Genomic DNA, 19,367 nt, shown 5'->3' with positions numbered 1-19,367 from the left:
ATGAACTACAAGAAGTGGAAGCTACAGCACCTGCTGGAGTACTTGCAGGATCTACAAGACACGAGAGCAAGCCAACATACGGCGCTCTTGGAGTTCAGATATGGGGACTACTACAACCCAGAGCCTGAACATCTGAAGTGGGCCATGAGCTACACCCGTCAGCACATTGGCCAGGACATCAACGATCTTATGTGTGAGATCGAAAGACGGGAACCAGGAACCTTTACTACATACGCAAAATGACTCTTTCCACAATTGTTTCCCTTGATGATGAGCTGAAGCCAGTACAGGTTGACAACTCCGCCATTGACGTATCGGAAGTGGAGGAGAGTAAGCAGGCTGCTGTTTTATCTGCTGCAACTGAATACCTACGGATTGAGACAGTTGCTGATCGAACTATTGAGCGTGTTGTCCGTGAGGTCCGCCGACAGGAGTGGATTGCTAAGGGTGCTGAGATTCGCAAGATCCGAGCTGAAATAGGCCCAGACACTAAGTGCTTGAAACTATGGCATTCGTTGAATATGTGGGACCCTGCGATGGAGGCTAATGGTCTCAAAAGAGTTGAGGGGATGAGCAACTACTCAAACATCATGAGGATGGCCGTAAACGAGGCTTATCTGATGGGCATGCAGCTAGATGATGAGTTTGCTCTGCGGATGCCACATCAGGTTATTCAGTTAGCACGAACAAAGCTACCTGAAGATCTAGCCGAGTTTGTACTATGCGAGGCTCAGGATCAAGACGAGCCACCCACCTGCAAAGAGATAGAAGAACTGGCAACCCAGCCGACGGTAAAACTCAGTAAGGCCGAGGAGGTCCTCGCGAAGTTTGCTGCAAAGAAAGAAGAAGCAAGCAAAGAATGGGAGGAAGTTAGGGGCAATGCATCAAACCCTGGCTATCAGCGTGTAAGAGAATCCCTCGAAAGAGCTGAGCGTCTATTGAAGGATCAGTCCACAAAAGTGGCTGAACTAGAGGCTGAGATTGAGAAGGAAAAGCTCAACACTGCTGAAGAAGCAGAAGAGAAAGCCCGAGTCGAGAAAGAGCTACAGAAGCTCAAGTTCGATGATGCCGCTGCCCGTGCTGAACGTGTGAAGAGAGTTAGTAGCACTCTTACCTTATCCGTCCCTCAAACCCTTGCCGATGTCCAAAAGTTCTTCGCAGAAAGGAATGACTACCCAGAAGAAGTCCAAAAGCATCTCCTCCAGCAATGTACCCTCCTCGCCAACTACATCGGAGACCAGCTCTAGGAAGGGGAAGCACAAAGAGGAGCTAGTTCAGTGTTCTTGTGGTGTGTACTTCATAGGCAAGTCATACCGCAAAACTGATGACTGTGAGCGATGCAGAGACAAGCTCAAGCACCACGGTGTTAATGAACTTCTCTATGGAACATTTCAGAGTCACTTCAACAAACTGTGGCCCTCCTTCGAGGAGTTCTACAGAGAGGTGGGTCCAGCCCCTGGGCCTCAATACTTCCTATCCGGGCTGATACCTGGCAGTGCTGTTTCGCCTGGGAATGCTCGCTGGCTTGAAAGAGAGAACGCCCTACCTGATCTCCACTTCTGGACCACCACTGATTACCAAGAACTTATGAAAAACGCTGGCATCACCAAGCTGGCCAAGGCTGCATTCCACGCTTACCACCACGCTCCTAATTCAATGGTGTCACTCCTGACACACATGGAGCAAGATCATCTAGAGCTACAGCGTGAGAACCTGACAGATTGGCAACTTGAACTTGAAACGATGGCCCATAAGGTGGCCGTCCAAAAGAACAGAGAATCAGACCGTAAAGCTGTAGATGATGGCAGAGGAAGCCAGTCATCAATTGGCAGAGAGTTCAGAAACAAGCTTGTACCTCTCTTAGCTATTCGTCTAGAGGAACATCACAAGAGCGCTCTGGCTGGACGTAGCGGGAGGCATCACGGCTTCATAGCTGAGTTCCTTTCCAAGCTGGATTATCTGACCATTGCTCACATCACCATCACAACAGTCTTTGACTGCATTGGACGTGGCAACCGGGTCAAGTCAACACTCTCTGAGCTGTTTGACCAGATCGGTGAGCGCCTAGATCACCAGGCATTCCTGGACTATGTGAAAGAGAACGATCCTCAAGCCTTCAGCAAGATTGATCGGTACGTCCTACAGAACACAGTTAAGGGTTACGAGTACAAGATCGGTGAATCCAAGGTGATGGCCGAGGGCCTCTCCTACTACTTCATGGGTGTGAAGGAGAGAGCAAAGCTTGGTGACTGGTGCTTCGGTAACTTCCAATCTCTGACCCTATGGTTTGAGACCTACAAGGTCCTGGAGAAGGTTGGTAAGACAACCCATGCGACCTACTTTCTATCCCTTTCCCACGAGGGTTTGAAGCACAGGGATCTGATTCAAGCAGCACAGGATGACCGAGCCTATGAGGCCTGGCCGATGGTGTGTCCTCCACTGGATTGGGAGTTCAATGATGAGGGGAAGCCAGAGAAGCGAGGAGGTTATCTAACCCTTCACCCTGGTAAGTATTCCACCGTCATCAGACAGAACAAGGGATCAGTTCCCTCAGAGACTGCCCTAGGCGCTCTGCACAACATGCAGAACCAGCCCTTCCGAGTGAATACCTTCATCTATGGAACGATGAAAGGTTTGCTAAGTGGAAGTCACGAGATAGGTAAGTTCAGCACCTATGAGCGTGATAGCTGGGATGATCTCCACAGACCTCTGATTGATCAGAAGGATCTAGAGGACAAGTGGGATGAGAACAGACACGAGAAGCCTGCCTACAAGAAGGCCATGAAAACACTCAGGGCTTGGCATGAAGCTAGAGAAGTAGCAGACAAGGAGAGAGTTACACCTTTCCGAGTCATGATGATGGCCGCAAGGTTCCTAAATGTAGAGAGGTTCTATCTGCCTACTTACTACGATTCTCGCCTGAGGATCTATTACATGGTGGATACTCTCAACCCTCAGGGCAGCGACTATCAGAAGGCTCTTCTCCAGTTTGCAGATGGCAATCCTGTAACTAAGGAGAACATCATCAAGGTTCAGAAGGATCTACTGATCACAATGGCTAATGCTGCTGCGGTGGAAACACCAGCCGGTAAGTCCGACAAGCTGAGCATGGAAGGTCGGATGTCCTGGGCCCTTAAAAGAGCCGTTGGCTTCATCGAAAAGGATGAAGAAGGCAATGTGATTGAGATCATCGAAAGCCTTGAAGACGAGGCGGAGGATCCAGTATCTAACCGTAAGTTCTGGTCAGAGTGTGATGAACCCTTCCAGTTCCTAGCTGCTCTCCGTGAGTACTACGAGATCTTTGTGTGGGGTACATCTAACGTTGCTCGCGTTCCTAATGGCCGTGATGCAACCAATAGCGGCTCCCAGATCATCGGTGGAATCATCAAGGACCCTAAGACTTGCTTCTATTGCAATGTCACTAAGACCTGGGTGAACCCTGATGGTGTCGAACTCGTAGCTGATACCCCTCAAGACCTCTATGGAATCGTTGCTCAAGAAGCACAGATTCTCCTTAAGTCTGATCCTTGGTTAGATAACGAACTAGCCAAAGCCCGCGAAAGAGCAGAGCAAAGGATCAAGCAATTACAAGAGGCTGGGGTCGAAGATCCTGCCCTAAGGGTTGGAGGGCAAGAGTTCAATGTTCCTGTGGAGGTGGTTGACCGCAAGGTCACAAAGAAAAGCAGCATGTGTACCGCCTACGGCGCTAGCTGGAGGTCGAAGAACGAGTACATCAGTGATGAGCTGGATAAGGTCTTCAAGCACCCAGACGGCCAAAAGGCTTCTCTATGCGAAAAGATCATCATCACTAACTCAGCCATCCAGGGACAAGATCATGGGTTTCCCAGACTGGCAAAGGTGAACAAGTGGTTCCGCAATTTCGCTAAGGCTTGCATGAAGGCTGGGCTGATGCTTGTGGAGTGGGAGACACCTAACGGTTCCAAGGTTGTTCAGGAATACCGAGAGCCATACGTTGACAAGGTTGATACCTATGCAATGGGTGGGGCTAAGTATTGGCAAGCTGTCCAAAACAATGATGGGCTACGTGCTGATGGGGTGGCTACGCTCTCGTTCAAGTCTGGCTACAAGAATGAAATCCAGGAGTCCAAAACAGAAACAGCACTAGCCGCAAATTGGACTCACAGTCACGATGCGGTGATCGTTCAGAACACAGTCCACGATTGGGAAGGTAACTACTTCGCAGTCCACGATTGTTTCTACGGACCGGCTGGGACAATGGATGCAATGACGGCAAAAGCCCGTCAGGCCCTCTATGACGTCATCACCAGCAAGCCCCTACACAAGCTTGTAGCTAGTAGTGGTCTTGATATGACACCACCTAGAGAAGGTAAGGCCAAGGTCGAGGAGGTCAAAGACCACCCCTTCACCATGTCCTAAAACTGCGAAGAGCCGCTGAGATCCCAGTCAGGGGCTCATTCTTACCGCGCTACAAAGACTCCCACAGCGCCGCTTTGGGTCATACAATTCAAGCTTAAAAATGTGACCAGAGCTAATTACTCTGGGGGAACCGGTGGTAGTACCGTAATCCCACAATCTCTTGCATGTTAGGGCTGACGAGTTGCCCTTACTAATATCTTCCTCTGCGTGTTTCCTACTAGGTTTGGCAGAAGGGAAACCATGCGATTGACTTCACTTGTGGAAACAAACAAGGGGACTACTAAAACAGTAGTCTCCTAACAACCATAGCGCCATCATCTAAATAGACTCTAGATAGAGTTTAATAAGTATGGCGCTTACTTAAAGTTGGAGCCATTCTGCCAGGTCGTGTTTATACCCCACGGGGAACAATGTACACACACCAAAGTGATTGGAACAATTGTTCTTTCATTAGGGAAATGGGGAGCTCCGGAGGGCAGTCTGATGCCTGAGGATTGGAGAACCACCTCCATCACAACTTACTGGATCGTTGTGTGAATAGATCATGGTATTGCTGGGGAGGATTCTGCATTGCCGTCTTGCCTCCCCATACAAAAGGTTTATCAAATTGTGTGTATCGGCCTTTTTATCTGATAGGTGAGGTTAGCTCAGTTGACTCTCATAACGTCTATCTTCATGGTGCAAATCCATGACCTATCTTTTGTCATAATGGCTGACACTAACTGCCATAGCCTGGAGAAGTGGTGCTCTCCAGCGTGGATATGCGGTGAGATTGTGAGGGAGGAATCGACCCCTCCCTCCTTTCATATGCGGTAGTTTCCAATTAGGATTATAGTTGAATTCTTTTCTATCATAGTAACGTGGCCTTGTCCGTTAAAGCGGCATTAGATGGTGCAAACCCATCTTAAGGAATTGACACGCAACCTTAAACCCTAGGTTGTGAGTCCGCGACAGTATCGCGAGTTCGTCCTACGGGACAGGGTGTTATCCATTTACACAACAACAAAATGGCCGAATATCAATTTGATCCTGCTACTGGGAGTGCTTCTGAAGTATCTCATGGTAGTAATGAATCAACAGACACCCCGACATCGATTGAAGAGATCAATCGCCATCGGGTAAAACAGACAGCTATTGGACTTACTAATCGCGGCAACCATACTTCTACTGCTGGTGATACTGGCAATGTAGAACTAGAGATTCAACTACAGCAATCACAACAAAAGCTGATGCGTGGTGAATTCAATGGTCCCCTAGAAGAACAACAGCTAATCCAACAGACTGAATTCCTTGCAGCTCAACTGGTTGGTGTTGAAGATGCTCCTCGTCTATTAGATGATGGTGATGATACAACTGAGCCTGAGAACTTTGATGAGGAATACATCAATAGCAATCCTGAGGTAAAGGCTGATCTTCAGTATGCATCTGAGGTGATGTCTGAAGAGCTTGTAGGAAGCTTTAACAACCTGATCTCTGATGGTGATGAGTTAACTAAGGTTGCGGCCCTAGATACTCTCAAGAACCTCCGTAAGAACCCACAAGCCTTTGCTAGTGCTTCGGAATCTACAGGTATTGATAGCTATACAGAACAGCAGATTGCTGGACAGTATGGCGATGACTTAGCTCACGCTATCTCCGTCCTAGGTAATGGTGTTGCTCAGGGTGTGATCAGTTCCACTCAGGCAATCAAGACCGCTAGTCAAGATCCTGACCTGATGAGGGCTCTCTATAGCCTCAGTCAGCAGGGTGTAATCAAGATCGCATTGTGAATCCTATGTCTATCGATAACCTACTAACAGTTGAACAGATTGAAGCCGCTATAGCTGGGGCAAACATCTCTGGATCAGTTAAAGGTGGCATTGGTGAGGCTCAAACCTTCACCCCTGCCTCACATACTCCCATTAGTGGATATGGAACAGATCTCAAGCCTCGTATCCGTGGGGCTAATGATGAGATCGTGGAACAGAAGCTAGTCACAGCGCCAAACGTTGACAGGTTCATCAAACAGGCTGCTGATCGTGAACTAAAGGCTATTAAGGATGCTGAGAAGGCAACTAGAGACCACGAGAATTTAGATCCTTCAAAGCTATTGGCCTCCATTAATGCAATGGATCGCCGTCTTCGGAAGATTGAAAAGCAACTTAAGGAGAATTCCCAATGATTAGAGACCTTGCTGCAACGTTCTTAGAGCGCCTACAGCAACGCATTGACTTAGGTCGTGTGTTTGGTGGCTCTGAGACTCCCCCACCTGACCCTGAGCCCGAGGAGGAGACCCCATGACGGCTGAGATCTTTAACCTTGATCCCAATATGACCACCTCTAAGGAGTGGCATGAGGAGAAGAAGGAAGAAAGAGAGGAGTTAGGTGCTTATTTCGGTGATCGGATCAGTGTTACTGAGGGAACTCAGAAGCCCTCTGGAGTGGTTGAACCTGACAAGAAGTCTCCTAGCCCCTCCAGGTCCTTTAAGCCTCGTACAAACGATCAGGGGATGCTCTATAGCCCTCTTGGTGGTGGACATACTGGGCCTTTGACTCCTCCTGAAGTCATTGATCTATCTAAGCGCCAGAAGAAACAGACTTATAGGAAGGGTTGATGGTATTAGCTATCGAATTCTTTGTTATTGGGGTGATTGTCGGGGCTTGGTTGGTTTATAACTTTAATAAGTGAAGCGATTATTAAACCTTAATCGCCTCATCTTTCAGAGTATTTTCACATAATTTTCTGAGGTATGTACTCTATAGCGTTTGGACCCGCTTCCCCCGTGGTGGGGGTCCGCCTGGGAATAAATACCTACCGCAATGGGGTCCACGTCAGTGGCCCAGGGCTAGGAATAAAGGATAGGGGTGGGGTACCCCTCCTCATCCCTTGGTATCACTGGGTTCGCGTTACTTCTAGTAGGTAACCGATGGTCATTCACTAGGTATTCCTACTCAGCAGGGCAGGGCGAGGCAGGCGACAGGGCAGAGATCGATGACGGGCTGGTCTTATCTGACTCCTATCTTTTTGATGACCTGTAAATGTTTAGCTATGCGTTAGTCCTAGATATAAAGCGACTAACACTTACCAACCTCATCATCACAGTCACTAACGAATACAACCCTCCAGTTATCATAAGGGTTCTCAATGAATTAGCAGTCGATCTAAGTATGTACAAGCCTACCAGCTAATTAACATTTACGACTGAAGGCTGACGCGGTGGTAACAGAACCATAACCACTGCTGGAAGAGCAGGTTTCGATGGGAACGCCACAGGGTTCTCGGATGATCTGCGTCAAAATTTTCAGGCGGTGGAACATCGCCACGGGCCAGATCGCGCTCCATTTCTCCCTGCAGCCTTCCGACGGTGTATTCGGGATGGCCAAGATGCATGAGCTGACGCTGATCTGGCGTTTCAAAAATGGTGTAACCCACCTTCTCTCCATGGGCGAGAAGCCTTAGTCGTCCCTGGCGTTGCGCCGATTCCATCGCCGCATCCGGTAATCCCGCATATCGGCTTTGAGGACAGAGAAATTGATCATCCTGGGTTCCCATGAGGGAATGACCAGGCACAAGACTTCGCATCGGAAACACCCCAAACAATTTCCGATCGAACGTCACCTTGTTCACTCCCGCGAGATAAGCCAGAGCAAACCCAGCCCAACAGAGGCCGAGAGTGCTGGCACAAGAGTGACGCGCCTTGTTGATCAGCTCAACCAACTCTGGCCAATAGGTGACGTCCTCAAACGCCAAGTGTTCCACGGGGGCACCGGTGATGATTAATCCATCCAATGGACGCTCTGACTGAGCCTCCTCCCAGCTCACATAGTGCTGGTTGAGATGGGCTTGATCCCAGCTTCGGTAGGCATGAGATTGGAGGCGAATCCAGATCGGTTCAATCTGAAGAACCGAGAGACCAAGAGGATGAAGCAGGTTGAATTCGTACTGCTTCCCCAAAGGCATGATGTTCAGAATGCCAATGCGCAAGGGCCGGATGTCTTGACGCTCGGCTTGCTCGGGTTCAATCCAAGAGATCCGATTCCGTTCAACAGCGGTGATCTTGTGATAATTCCTAGGAAGGATCAGTGCCATCAGCTCAGATTCCTTCCACTGACTGAGTTTGATTCATCATGTATGCAATGACGAGCGGCCTTTTCGATACAAGGTGTGCTCTGTTCAACGTAGCCACGGCTCATGCATGTGAGCGGCGGTCGATCACCTTGGTCTTGGGCTCCAAGTGACCAACCGCCTCTCCCCAAATCAGGTCGCAAGAGCCTGCTCAAAATCAGCCTTGATGTCGTCGATGTGTTCCAAACCCACAGACACCCTCACCATGGTGGGAGTCACACCAGCTGAGGCTTGTTCATCAGCACTGAGCTGCTGATGGGTCGTGGAGGCTGGATGAATCACCAACGTCTTGGAGTCGCCAACATTGGCGAGATGGCTCGCCAGCTTGAGGCTGTCGATGAAACGCACCGCATCGTCATAACCACCGTTTAACGAGAACATCAGCATGCAGCCCATCCCACGGTCGGTGAGATAGCGCTTGGCACTTGCGTGATAAGGATCGCTGGGTAATCCGGGATAGCTCACATGAGCAACACTGGAATGCTCCTGTAACCAGGTCGCCAACGCCAGCGCATTTTGCGCATGCCTCTCCACACGCAAGCTCAGTGTTTCTAAGCCTTGCAGCAACAAAAAGCTGTTGAAGGGGCTAATGGCCGGACCCCAATCGCGGAGACATTCCACCCTTGCCCTTAGTGCAAACGCGATATTGCGTTCATCGGGTAAACCCAGCATTTTGCAGATATCACTGCCGAAACCGAAGGCGTCCCAGTGAACAAGGCCGTGATAAGCAGCGCTCGGCTGACTCATCAACGGGAACTTGCCATTCCCCCAGTTGAACGTGCCAGCATCAACAATCACGCCACCAAGACTGGTGCCATGACCACCAATCCATTTCGTGGCGCTCTCCACCACCACATCGGCACCATGCTCAATCGGTCGAATCAAGGCTCCTGCAGCTCCGAGTGTGTTGTCGACAATCAGAGGGATGCCACGTTCCTTAGCGAGTGCGGAGAGGCCGGCGAAGTCGGGAATGTTGAAGCGGGGGTTGCCCATCGCTTCCACATAGATCGCCTTGGTGTTGTCATCAATCTGGGCGGCGAAACTCGCGACATCGTCGCCATCAGCAAACTTGACCTGAATTCCTAGGCGCGGAAATTGCACCTTGAACTGGTTGTACGTGCCGCCGTACAGAAAGGATGTGGAAACAAAATTGTCTCCTGCCTGCATGCAGTTGGTAATCGCTAAAAACTGAGCCGATTGACCTGAAGCGGTGGCGACGGCCGCCACACCTCCCTCCAGTGCTGCAACGCGCTTTTCAAAGACATCCGTTGTGGGGTTCATCAAACGGGTGTAGATGTTCCCGAATTCCTTCAACCCAAACAAATTTGCACCGTGCTCAGCGTTGTTGAACACGTACGAGCTGGTCTGGTAGATCGGGACCGCCCGAGAGTTTGTCGTGGGGTCAGGGACCTGACCAGCATGCAACTGAAGGGTCTCGAAACGTTGTGATGTCAAGGCCGAATTACGGATAACTCCGTTCTAGCTCGCAACTTCCGTTGAGGGGTTCCAATTGTCGTCAGGTGCCGGTTTTTCAGTCTCCGCAAGCGATGGAAGCGTGTCACGCATCAGAGGGCCAAAACGACTGCGCACTTCCGATCGGAAAGAACCCGCCGCATCCTCACTGAGAACTGGATAAGGCTGGTCGCCCTCTTGCTCGCGCAAATGACGCCACTTGCTGTTCTCTTGAGCCTTGAGATTTTTTAACGCAGACATGAAGTCGTAATTCTTTGTCTGACCATCAGCAGCCGCGAGAGGACCGGCCTGAGCTGCTAATTCTTCCCGAATCGCATCAAACGCTTTGGCTTTGATCGTGTCTGGAAGGCCAAGAACTGGCTGGTAGTAATCGAGCAAACGTCGTTCCTCCTCCAGCAAGATCGGCCAAGCGCCACGGGCACCTTGGGGCAAGGCGTACCCGGCTTCAGCCAAATTCATCGCCTCTAAGTGAAAACAGAGCCAGCGGTAATAGGACTTTTCGTTGATCGCCTTTTTCGCTGCCGCCTTGCCCGAAACAATGGCAGGGAGTACGGCTTCAGCCTTACGCAGGAACAAACGATCCTCCCGTTCGAGGTTCATTGCTCCCCAACGCTGGCGATAGTCCCAAAGCTCGGCGTATCGGGCTACTTCATCCGTGGACCAGCCAAGGGTCTTGAGCTCATCGGCCCGGTGCGTCAGTTCCTTCGCCAAAGAGCTCAGCCTTCATCTCATCGGAATCGTAGAGGTGAAAGGCGATCACGCCAGTCTCTAGACCTCAACCTGATGGACGACTGTGCGGGTTCTGACGCAAATACTGCAAGACATCGGTAGGGCGTGGCTGGTTATACCCCTCATGAAGCCAGAGATCACCGGCCGAAGAGGCGTAGTGAATTTGCCAGTGATACAAACCGCGATAAGCGAGAGGATCCCGTTTCAGCAGGTCGGCGTAATGGACCACAGCCCTGCCGTAGTAATCGCTGTTGTTGTACCCCCAAAGTCCTTTTCGGATGTCCTGAAGGCCACCACGACGCACCAAATAGCGCGCAGCTGCATGGATGGCATCCCAAGGATCACGAATGTCACCACCACGGCCAATCCCAGGTTCCGTCCAGGTCGTAGGTAGAAATTGCATCGGCCCTTGAGCATTGGCGACGGAAATGCCATCAATGCGACCCATTCCCGTTTCGACCAAATTCACAGCCGCCAGCACTTCCCAATCAATCCCTGTAGATGCTGAAGCGCTTCGATAAGCCTTGAGCAATTGATCTGGAGGAGCTGGGGCCTGGATACGCCAAGCAGGAAGCCTGGACGAAGCCGGGCCACGATGCATGGCAAGAAACGCGCGTCGAGCTGCGATGTGCTGATCAAACACCCAGCGCCAGCGGTCATCGAGCTCAGATCGCACCTGGTCAGAGAGAGCAGAGCGATGCGACAACACGCGATAGATCACCTGCTGATGATGAGCAAGAGAGGGAATGGCCTCAGCAGAAACGTCGGGGTTGCGAATGGCAAGCTCAATGTCTGACAACAATTGAGCAAGCTGATCGGGATTGGCCAGAAACAGCGGATAGTGCGCTCCGGAAGGAGAGCGGGGAAGATCTGACCTTGTAGGAAGCGCCGGAAGCCCGAGATCAGCTGGTTCAACCTGTTCAGGGGCGTCCTGTTCCTGATTCTGGGTGGACTGAAGTGCAGGTGAGCGCCTACAGCCCAAGGCCAGGGGGAGCAACAGCAGGGGAAGACAAATCAGTAGGCGGCGGACTGAAGTCATCATCAAAGGCGTGGACGATCCATCAACAGATCAGAAAGCTGCGACGGTCATGAAAGTCTGCAGCGTCTCCTGGATGGGAAAGAGCCCAGTAGCTGAGACGACCATTGATTTCCTCCACAACCATCGTCAGACCGAGTTCTGGCATGCCCTTAATCGGCCACCAAGGACGTAAATCCAAAACCACATCACAACGGCAGTCCCATCGCGTTTGGCGCACGGTCACGGATGGTGGCAAGGCCTCAACAAACCCAGAGCCAGAGTGGCGGTAGCGCTCAAAGCTGTAAAGGTTCCAGTGACCTAAGGGCGATACGTTTAATTCCCAGTACTGCTGAGAGCCAGGCACTCCGATGAACGCCTCAAAGCAACTTTGCTTCCAAAGCTCATCGCGGCGATCACCATGCATCGGAACGGACACTGGCTCTATCAAAGGCAGCGAAACGGCAAACAAATCTCCATCACGCTGTGCCGGCCGAAGGTTGTAGCTGAGTTCGAGAATGCCTGCTTCACGCCAGACAAACTCAGCGCTAAGCAAGAGATCAGGTGATTCTTGGGGGTCTTGAGGAAGGAGCGGGCAAACCTGCCGGACCATCACGGGATGGCGCGACATTTCAGCTCGCTCCTGAAAGTTCGCGAATCATGAGCTGTAGGTCATCCCCTTGGGCTTCGATCGATTGAGTCAGCGCAAATTGCACCAAGGCTCGATCCAAATTGTGAGCGGGTCGTTCTGTTCGAAAGTAACGATCCCCAGCCAAGTAGTCGGTTAAAAAGCGCAACCCAAGCTCAAACGGAATCAAACGAATGCAGTCTGGTAGATAGCGAAAATCCTGGTCAGAAAGGAAGGATCGACCCATCGTGAGATAACCCTCAAGAATCGCCCGACAAAGGTTGAGATCAAACGTCACCAACTCAACCTGCAAGGTCTCCTCGCCAAGAGGATTGCAACAAGAACGCAGGCAATCACCGATGTCGTAGTGAACCAAACCGGGCTTAACCGTATCGAGATCAATCAATCCCACTGCACGACCACTCTGCTCATCGAGCATCACATTGTTGATTTTGGGGTCTCCATGAATCGGTCGTCTTTGCAGTTCGCCGCGAGCGCAGGCAACCTCCAACACATCCACACAGTCACGGCGGCGTTCCACGAAATCAATCGCACTGTTGAGCCGCGGATCGAGCGATAACCGCTTCTCAAGCCACTCGGATTGATCTCTGCAAACCGTGTCGTAATGCTTGAGATAGCTCGGAGTGATGTGAAAGCCTTCCAGGGTGTCTGCTAGGTCGCAAGTGGGTAAATCACTGATGAGGTGATGGAACATCCCCAATCCATACCCCACCTCTCGCGCATGCCCACCATCACGGATCACATCACTCGTAGTAGACGCTCCGATGTAGGTGATCGAGCGCCAAAATTCTCCGTTGTGCTCAACCCAATGGCCTTGGCTATCGCGTGTTGGGAGAACCGTTGGAATCTCCCAACGCCGTCCAGCCAATTCAGGAGGCTCTTTAGCCAAACGTTGTTGTACATGCGTGCCTAGAGCCAGCAAGTTGCGCATGACCAACTCAGGCTTTTCGAACACGCTTGTGTTCAGACGCTGCATCACAAAGGCCCGACACGCCGCATCCGCCGTCAAGGACACCAAAAACGTGTCATTCACGTTTCCAGATCCCAGCGTGTCAATCGAGGTGATTTGCTCGGGTGGATGAAACAGTCCTGCGATCGCGTCAAGCGATGGATAAAGCCTGGTATTGGCATCGGCCATAACGAATCGCATGAGACTCAGGACGAAACAATGCCTTGTATCAACTGATCCGCCAGCGCTGAGTGTGCGGAAAAAGAGCCGGGAAGCGGCAGCATGGGGTCAGAACACCCGCTCAGCAACGGTGCCACGTTTTCTTCACACTGCTGACTGGCAAATCGGCAAGCCATATCAATGGATTGAGGATCCTCAAAAACGCGCCCGTCTTCAGCAAGAACGGGTCAATGCCGTTTCACGTATCGCTGCAACAGCAAGCGAGCAAAACGTGGATGCCGTAATGGTGGCCGGTGATCTGTTCGACTCGAGCACGGTGGCTCCAGCGGTGGTGATGGAGGTGATGGAAGCAATCGCTTCGATCAGCTGCCCTGTGCTGGTCATTCCTGGAAACCATGACCATGGAGGAGCCGGTGGCATCTGGCAACGCCGGGATGTGCAACGTCAGATGCGCGAACGTTGCCCCAATTTGCAGCTCTTGCTTCAAGCAGAGCCTCAGGTCATTGCAGGAATGGTGCTGCTCCCTTGCCCGTTACTGCGCCAAAGAGATAGTCGTAGCCCCGCGGATTGGCTGGAATCCCTGAACTGGAGTTCTTTGCCCCACGATCAGCCCAGGGTCGTACTCGCCCATGGCTCTGTACAAGGCTTTGGTGCAGAAGGACAAGTCAACCAATTGCATCACGATCGATGGCCTGAAGAAGAGGTGGACTACATCGCTCTGGGCGATTGGCATGCTCTGACCCAACTGAACCCGCGCGCTTGGTATTGCGGCACCCCTGAACCCGATCGTTTCCCCACAAGTGATCACGATCAACGCTCACAAGCTCTTCTGGTGGACGTGCAACGGAAACAACCTCCTGAGGTCACTCCGATTGCAACAGGTGCCATGTCGTGGCACAGGATCGAAACCAAGGTGAGTAGTGGGGCTGATCTACAACGCCTCAAAGACACGATTGAATCCTGTGTGAGACGAAAGGTGGGCAAAGATCTTTTGAGACTTGAGCTAAGCGGCCAACTGTCTTTTCAAGGGCACCAACAGTTGCAACAGCACTTGCAAGATTTAGATCAACAACTCCTCCACCTCAGAATCCGCGGGATGCCCCATCGGAGACCGGAGCCAGGAGAATTTCAAACCTTTCTGCAACGCGATGATGCGCCCTTGATCAAGGGCATCAGCAAAGATCTTGCGACTGAGCTGGATGACAACACCGCTCCAGGCTCTGAACACAACGACATCGATCGAGCCATGCTCGAACAAGCGATGCTCGAGCTGCACAGGATTGTGCTGGAAGACGTCGAAGATCAGGAGGCTTCATGCGGCTGATTCGCAGTGAGTTCGCCAGCGTTCGCCGCCATCAAGACCTAGTTCTGGACTTTGCTCCAGGGCTAACGGTCATTGGTGGAGCCAATGAAAGCGGCAAAAGTTCCTTGGTTGAGGCTCTGCATCGAACACTTTTTGTGCGTGCTGCATCCAGTGGGACAGCAGCGCAGGATCTGCGTTCCCAACTCCATGCCGGCCATCCCCAAATCAAGCTGGAATTTGAAACAAGCGAACAGCATTGGACCCTTCTCAAACGCTTCAGCGGTCCCAGTGGCACCACCCAATTGCAAGCCAAGGGGCAGGTGGCCCTGATTGGATCGGCCGCTGAGGATCAATTAGCCCACCTGCTCGGTGTTGACGAGATTCTCAACAGCCGGCAGGTGAATAAAACATTGCCCAGCCGCTGGGCCCATCTTTGGGTGAAGCAGGGTGAATCGGGTCGCGACTTGCTGAGCCTCAGCCATGAGCACTACGACCTCAACAACTTGATCGAATGCTTGGAACAACAGGCCGAGCAATCATTGCAATCGCCATTGGATCAAAGGGTTCACACGCAACTCGAACGCCTGGTGTCTGAAAGCTTGAGCACACGAGGCGTCCGTCAGCAAAGCGAACTTTGGAAGCGTCAAGAGGCTCTTAAAACAGCCAAGGCGCATCACACGGAAAGCCTTGAGCAACTGCGGGGGTTTGAGCTGTCCTGTGAGGAGCTCGATCGGGTTGAAGCGAAGCTGCACAACCTGGAACTCGAGAAGTTACCGGAGCTGCGACGGCAGCGCCAACGTTTGCTTCAGCTGCAAGAAGCGCTTCAAAAATTGAAGCCCCTCACCCTCCAACAACAGCAACTCGAAAAAAGCTGCGCCACTCTTCGCAAGCTGTTGGCTGACAGCACGGCCTGTGAGCACAACCTGGCCCGCTTGGAGCGAGAACTCAAAGAATTTGAGACGACCTACAACGCGGCAAGCCAGCAAATCAAAGAGGCACAGCAACGGACGGCAGAACTCGAACAACAAAGACAGGCCCTGGAAGAACAGGGCCTCTTGCTTAGACAACGAAAGGACCGCGATGAACTGAAGCAGCGCCTAGAAAGACTTAGTCGCCAGGTTGAGCAGCGCCAACGCTTAACCGAACAACAACAACAAATCAACACGGCATTCAACAAGATCGAAGGCGGTACCGCCCAAGAGCTGCAGCAACTCAAGAAAACTCAAGAGGAGCTTCGGGCCGTAGCCATCCGCATCGAAAGCATGGCCTCAACAGTCCTGGTGGAAGCTACAGATCAAACCGTTTCAGTTGAGGGGTCCCATCTAAATGAAGGTGAATCGTGTGATCAAGCAGGTGTCTTCCGCATTGATGTTGGAGAACATGTACGCCTAAAGATCAGCCCCGGTGAAGGTACAGGACTCGCCTCACTCGAGGACACACAAAAGGCCCTTCAAATCGCTTTGAAAGCTGGATTGAAACTGTGGAAAGCAAGCTCCCTTGAGGAAGCTCAACAACGCAGCGAACAACGCAAGCTTCTCCTCCAACAACAAGAGCTCTTAAAAGCCCAACTCACACAACTCATCCCTCCATCAGGACAAAAAGCTCCCAACCTCGAGGAGTTGCGCTTCCAGTTGGATGCACTGAATCAAGGCCTTCCATCCAGTGATCTGAAACCAGATTCTGATCATGAGAAAGAACTGGAACAATGCCGAATTCGCTACCGAACGTTGAAAGACGAGAGCGAAACCCATCAGAAACAAGTCCGGCAGCTTGAAATTCAGCACGATACACAACAGAAACAATGGCAGCAAAAGCGCCTCCAGCATGAGCGGCTTAAAGCAGAGAAAGAGCAATGCTTTAAGCAACATCAATCGCTTGAACAAGAGGTAGGGTCTCAGCAACAACTCACACAATCAATCGAAACATCAAGTTCTCAGCAGGAGATCTTAAAAGCCCATATTGGGGCCCTTCGGAGATCTACCTCATCCCAAGTCAATGGCGATCCAAAAGTAGAATTAGAGACTCTTGATCGCCTGGAACATCAGCTCACCGAGCAACGTCAAGAGCTTGGAATCCAGCGTGGTGCACTCCTAGAACGATGCGACTCACTTGGACAAAGTGATCTGCACTCAGCAGTGGCCGAAGCTTCAGCAAAGCTTGAATTAGCAACACAAGCTGAGCAGCAAGAAGCACTCTTGGTCCGCGCCCGTAGCCATCTACTTCAACGCTTTCAACAAGCTAGAAGTGATCTCTCTCAGCGCTATTCCACCCCCTTGAAACACAACATTAATCAGGTCCTTCAACCCTTATTGAGGAACCCAGCAGACAGCTGTTCTCTTAGTTATGATACACAAGATGGCCTGCAGCAACTAGGGCTACAACGCGAGGGCACTCTATTCTCCTTTGATCAACTCAGCGGTGGAATGAAAGAACAGCTGAATGCAGCCCTACGCATCGCCATTGCTGACACCCTCAAAGAACGGCATGGGGGATGTCTTCCCCTGGTCTTCGACGACGCCTTCACCAACACTGATGCTCAACGCCTCAAGGGAGTATTGGAGATGCTGCAACAAGCCGTTTCAAGAGGACTACAAGTCATTGTTCTGAGTTGTGATCCTGATCCTTACAAATGTGTTGCCAACAAATTAATCATGATTGATTAAAGCGCATTTTCAATCACATTCATGGCACGGAGGTAAGCAGGAGGATCATTATCAACTTCCATATCCTCGAGGCCTGAATCGCCTCGAATCAAGCGGCGGGCATTATCTGCAATCACAGCATTAACAATGAGATCGATGGCTTCAGGCATGTCCAGATTCTGTAAAGCCTCGGCGTAACGACGGCTATGGGTGGGTCGCACAGATTCCTGGCAGTAAGTAGATAATTGCCGGCTATCAGTCATGACTGAAAAAGCAACATCTTTCGTCGCTTGTCGCCCATAAATAGCCATATAAAGCAAATTGATCATGGATGCATCATGAACCGGAATTGAATATTTACGTGCAATTTGCGGCCAATAACGCAAGGCCTTCAGCCCCTCTAAGCCACCCTTGCGTAGACCGGCAGCTTCACACCACCCTTCCAATTCCTCCATGTTTTCCGGACAGCGCTGCTCAAGATGCATGTGGTCTGAAAGCACCTGACCAACCTGAAAATTCCGTGTTGGCTTACCCGAAACGGGCATCATCATGCTGCCTCGAACATCAGCAACCATCGCCGTGAGCTGGGCAAAGGTATGGTCCCGAACCTTCTCCATATCCCCCTCACGCACAAGGGCCGCTTCAATTCTCGGGACTCCATACCCCAATTCAGTGAGTGAAAACGGCTGACGGTTGTAAAGCCGTTGACGATCGCGGCGTGCCATCGACACCGTGGCCGCCTGATCAAGGCATTGATCCAAGAGAAGTGTCAGCAAGGTAGGCAAAACGCCTGGATTTTGCTTATGGAATGAATAGCCAAAGCCTGCAAACACAGACGCCATGTTTTTAGCCGCCTTGATGTACTGGCCCTCCACGTTGTGAACACCCGGTGAAACCTGAATATTCGGAGACAGACGATCAAGCAAACGCGCGCCCAACAAAGCAGTTAATGCATTGGGATGACAGAAGTTAGCTGTGAAGCTATCGAGAGGATTTCGCAAGGCTCCATGACGATGAAAGCCTGAGAAAAAAGCCAAATTGGGCTCTTTTTCGCAAAGCACATAAGACTCATTGGCAATTTGGTCATGACCAAAGGAGCCTGCAAGACAAGCGATTACCACCTGTTCTCTGCTGAGCTCCGCACGCAGCCGGCAAGCCTCTCGCAGATCGTCCTCCACGTGATTGCTATTAGCACTGAGGATCACCAACTCACAGCGCATGAGCAGGTCGGCTAATGAGTTGGTCACACGCTTGCCAGCAAGCTCGTGGGTGGCCATTGCCTCAATCGTTGCCACATGGACTTCGTCCATGCCTTGAATCACATCGTCGGGGAACGCGCCTAGCAAGTCCCGGCCAGGGCGAGGAGCAAGCAAAAGGTGCCCCTCACTGGTTTTCTGCATGGCGCAGTTGTAAGCCAGGGAGGCGGGATAGAGCCCCACGCTGTAGAGGCCAACCTTGCCTTTCTCCAGCTCCAAAATTCGGCGGTGGATGGCGTCTCGATCAAGAGACGGTGAAAAAAATGAGTTGCCATCCAACAGCATCTCCATCAACACACCACTTTGCACACCCCAACACTAAAGAAGGCCTGGCTAGCCGCGATGTTCGAGATGAGAACTTACACGGGCCCATGCAAGCTCAGCAGTTTGAAGGAAAAGACTGGGGCTCAAACCTGCCGGCCCCAACATCACCGCTAGCTCTGCAGCTAGAGCGATCTCGTGCCTTTGCTTTTTCCCCACATCGATCTAGACCCCTATCCATCAATCCAAGCAACGATCGAACAGCTGAGCGTCGTCCTGCTTATCGCAAAGCCATGGGAGCAGCGTGAGTTGTCGCCTCAATGGAACAGAATTAAAAACCACCAAGCCGCGTGGGAGATCTGAGCTAGAACACCGCATCGCGCTATCGAACCCCTACAAAACTCCTG

Annotated in this window: 16 protein-coding genes; 9 read left to right on the top strand and 7 right to left on the bottom strand. The window is 51.5% G+C overall.

Annotated features, from left to right (window positions below; translation table 11 throughout):
* The 7 genes from SynPROS91_RS04910 to SynPROS91_RS04885 all read left to right on the top strand — a co-directional run bounded on the left by SynPROS91_RS04910 (position 1) and on the right by SynPROS91_RS04885 (position 6,992).
* Entirely contained in the window at positions 1–243 is a 243-nt protein-coding gene (locus SynPROS91_RS04910; protein WP_186518895.1) for a hypothetical protein, read from the top strand.
* Positions 240–1,247 (top strand): hypothetical protein, encoded by a 1,008-nt coding sequence (locus tag SynPROS91_RS04905; RefSeq protein WP_186518893.1) that lies wholly within the window; start codon positions 240–242, stop codon positions 1,245–1,247. The genes SynPROS91_RS04910 and SynPROS91_RS04905 overlap by 4 nt, the downstream gene beginning before the upstream one ends.
* The gene (locus tag SynPROS91_RS04900; protein WP_186518891.1) at positions 1,168–4,398 is read left to right on the top strand and encodes a DNA-directed RNA polymerase; all 3,231 of its coding nucleotides are present in this window, start codon (positions 1,168–1,170) and stop codon (positions 4,396–4,398) included. The genes SynPROS91_RS04905 and SynPROS91_RS04900 overlap by 80 nt, the downstream gene beginning before the upstream one ends.
* A 1,007-nt stretch (positions 4,399–5,405) precedes the next feature.
* Complete coding sequence (locus SynPROS91_RS04895; RefSeq protein ID WP_186518889.1) at positions 5,406–6,167, top strand: hypothetical protein; 762 nt, start codon at positions 5,406–5,408, stop codon at positions 6,165–6,167.
* 5 nt (positions 6,168–6,172) lie between these two features.
* The gene (locus SynPROS91_RS04890) at positions 6,173–6,559 is read left to right on the top strand and encodes a hypothetical protein (protein WP_186518887.1); all 387 of its coding nucleotides are present in this window, start codon (positions 6,173–6,175) and stop codon (positions 6,557–6,559) included.
* Positions 6,556–6,678 (top strand): hypothetical protein, encoded by a 123-nt coding sequence (locus tag SynPROS91_RS12170; RefSeq protein ID WP_255439945.1) that lies wholly within the window; start codon positions 6,556–6,558, stop codon positions 6,676–6,678. The genes SynPROS91_RS04890 and SynPROS91_RS12170 overlap by 4 nt, the downstream gene beginning before the upstream one ends.
* Positions 6,675–6,992, top strand: coding sequence for a hypothetical protein (locus SynPROS91_RS04885; protein ID WP_186518885.1), 318 nt, complete (start codon positions 6,675–6,677; stop codon positions 6,990–6,992). The genes SynPROS91_RS12170 and SynPROS91_RS04885 overlap by 4 nt, the downstream gene beginning before the upstream one ends.
* 581 nt (positions 6,993–7,573) lie before the next feature.
* On the opposite strand, the gene SynPROS91_RS04880 is transcribed toward SynPROS91_RS04885, so the two are convergent.
* The 6 genes from SynPROS91_RS04880 to SynPROS91_RS04855 form a co-directional block, all read right to left on the bottom strand.
* Positions 7,574–8,467, bottom strand: coding sequence for a homoserine O-succinyltransferase (locus SynPROS91_RS04880; protein WP_186518883.1), 894 nt, complete (start codon positions 8,465–8,467; stop codon positions 7,574–7,576).
* A 168-nt stretch (positions 8,468–8,635) separates the two neighbouring features.
* On the bottom strand, positions 8,636–9,958 hold the full coding sequence (locus tag SynPROS91_RS04875) for an O-acetylhomoserine aminocarboxypropyltransferase/cysteine synthase family protein (protein WP_186518881.1): 1,323 nt from the start codon (positions 9,956–9,958) through the stop codon (positions 8,636–8,638).
* Positions 9,959–9,982: 24 nt separating this feature from the next.
* Positions 9,983–10,687, bottom strand: coding sequence for a hypothetical protein (locus SynPROS91_RS04870; RefSeq protein WP_186518879.1), 705 nt, complete (start codon positions 10,685–10,687; stop codon positions 9,983–9,985).
* A 64-nt stretch (positions 10,688–10,751) separates the two neighbouring features.
* Entirely contained in the window at positions 10,752–11,744 is a 993-nt protein-coding gene (locus SynPROS91_RS04865) for a transglycosylase SLT domain-containing protein (RefSeq protein ID WP_370586786.1), read from the bottom strand.
* 22 nt (positions 11,745–11,766) lie between these two features.
* The gene (locus SynPROS91_RS04860) at positions 11,767–12,351 is read right to left on the bottom strand and encodes a DOMON-like domain-containing protein (RefSeq protein ID WP_186518875.1); all 585 of its coding nucleotides are present in this window, start codon (positions 12,349–12,351) and stop codon (positions 11,767–11,769) included.
* Between the two features lies 1 nt (position 12,352).
* A complete protein-coding gene (locus SynPROS91_RS04855; RefSeq protein WP_255439943.1) occupies positions 12,353–13,519 on the bottom strand; it encodes a phosphotransferase enzyme family protein in 1,167 nt (388 codons plus the stop codon).
* 109 nt (positions 13,520–13,628) lie between these two features.
* Between SynPROS91_RS04855 and SynPROS91_RS04850 the strand changes: the two genes are divergently transcribed.
* Together SynPROS91_RS04850 and SynPROS91_RS04845 are read left to right on the top strand one after the other, a co-directional pair.
* Positions 13,629–14,822 carry a DNA repair exonuclease gene (locus SynPROS91_RS04850; protein ID WP_186518871.1) on the top strand — a complete coding sequence of 398 codons (1,194 nt, stop codon included), beginning with the start codon at positions 13,629–13,631 and terminating at the stop codon, positions 14,820–14,822.
* Complete coding sequence (locus SynPROS91_RS04845; protein ID WP_186518868.1) at positions 14,813–17,464, top strand: AAA family ATPase; 2,652 nt, start codon at positions 14,813–14,815, stop codon at positions 17,462–17,464. Before SynPROS91_RS04850 ends, SynPROS91_RS04845 begins: the two co-directional genes overlap by 10 nt.
* Here SynPROS91_RS04845 and SynPROS91_RS04840 read toward each other — a convergent pair.
* Positions 17,461–18,990, bottom strand: a complete 1,530-nt coding sequence (locus SynPROS91_RS04840) for a hypothetical protein (RefSeq protein ID WP_186519479.1) — start codon at positions 18,988–18,990, stop codon at positions 17,461–17,463. The two genes, SynPROS91_RS04845 and SynPROS91_RS04840, sit on opposite strands and share 4 nt — an antisense overlap.
* Positions 18,991–19,367: the final 377 nt, after the last annotated feature.

It is taken from the genome of Synechococcus sp. PROS-9-1, assembly GCF_014279775.1.
Taxonomy (GTDB): Bacteria; Cyanobacteriota; Cyanobacteriia; order PCC-6307; family Cyanobiaceae; genus Synechococcus_C.
Note: the sequence above shows the minus strand (reverse complement) of the source record. Positions and strands in the feature narration are given on the sequence as shown.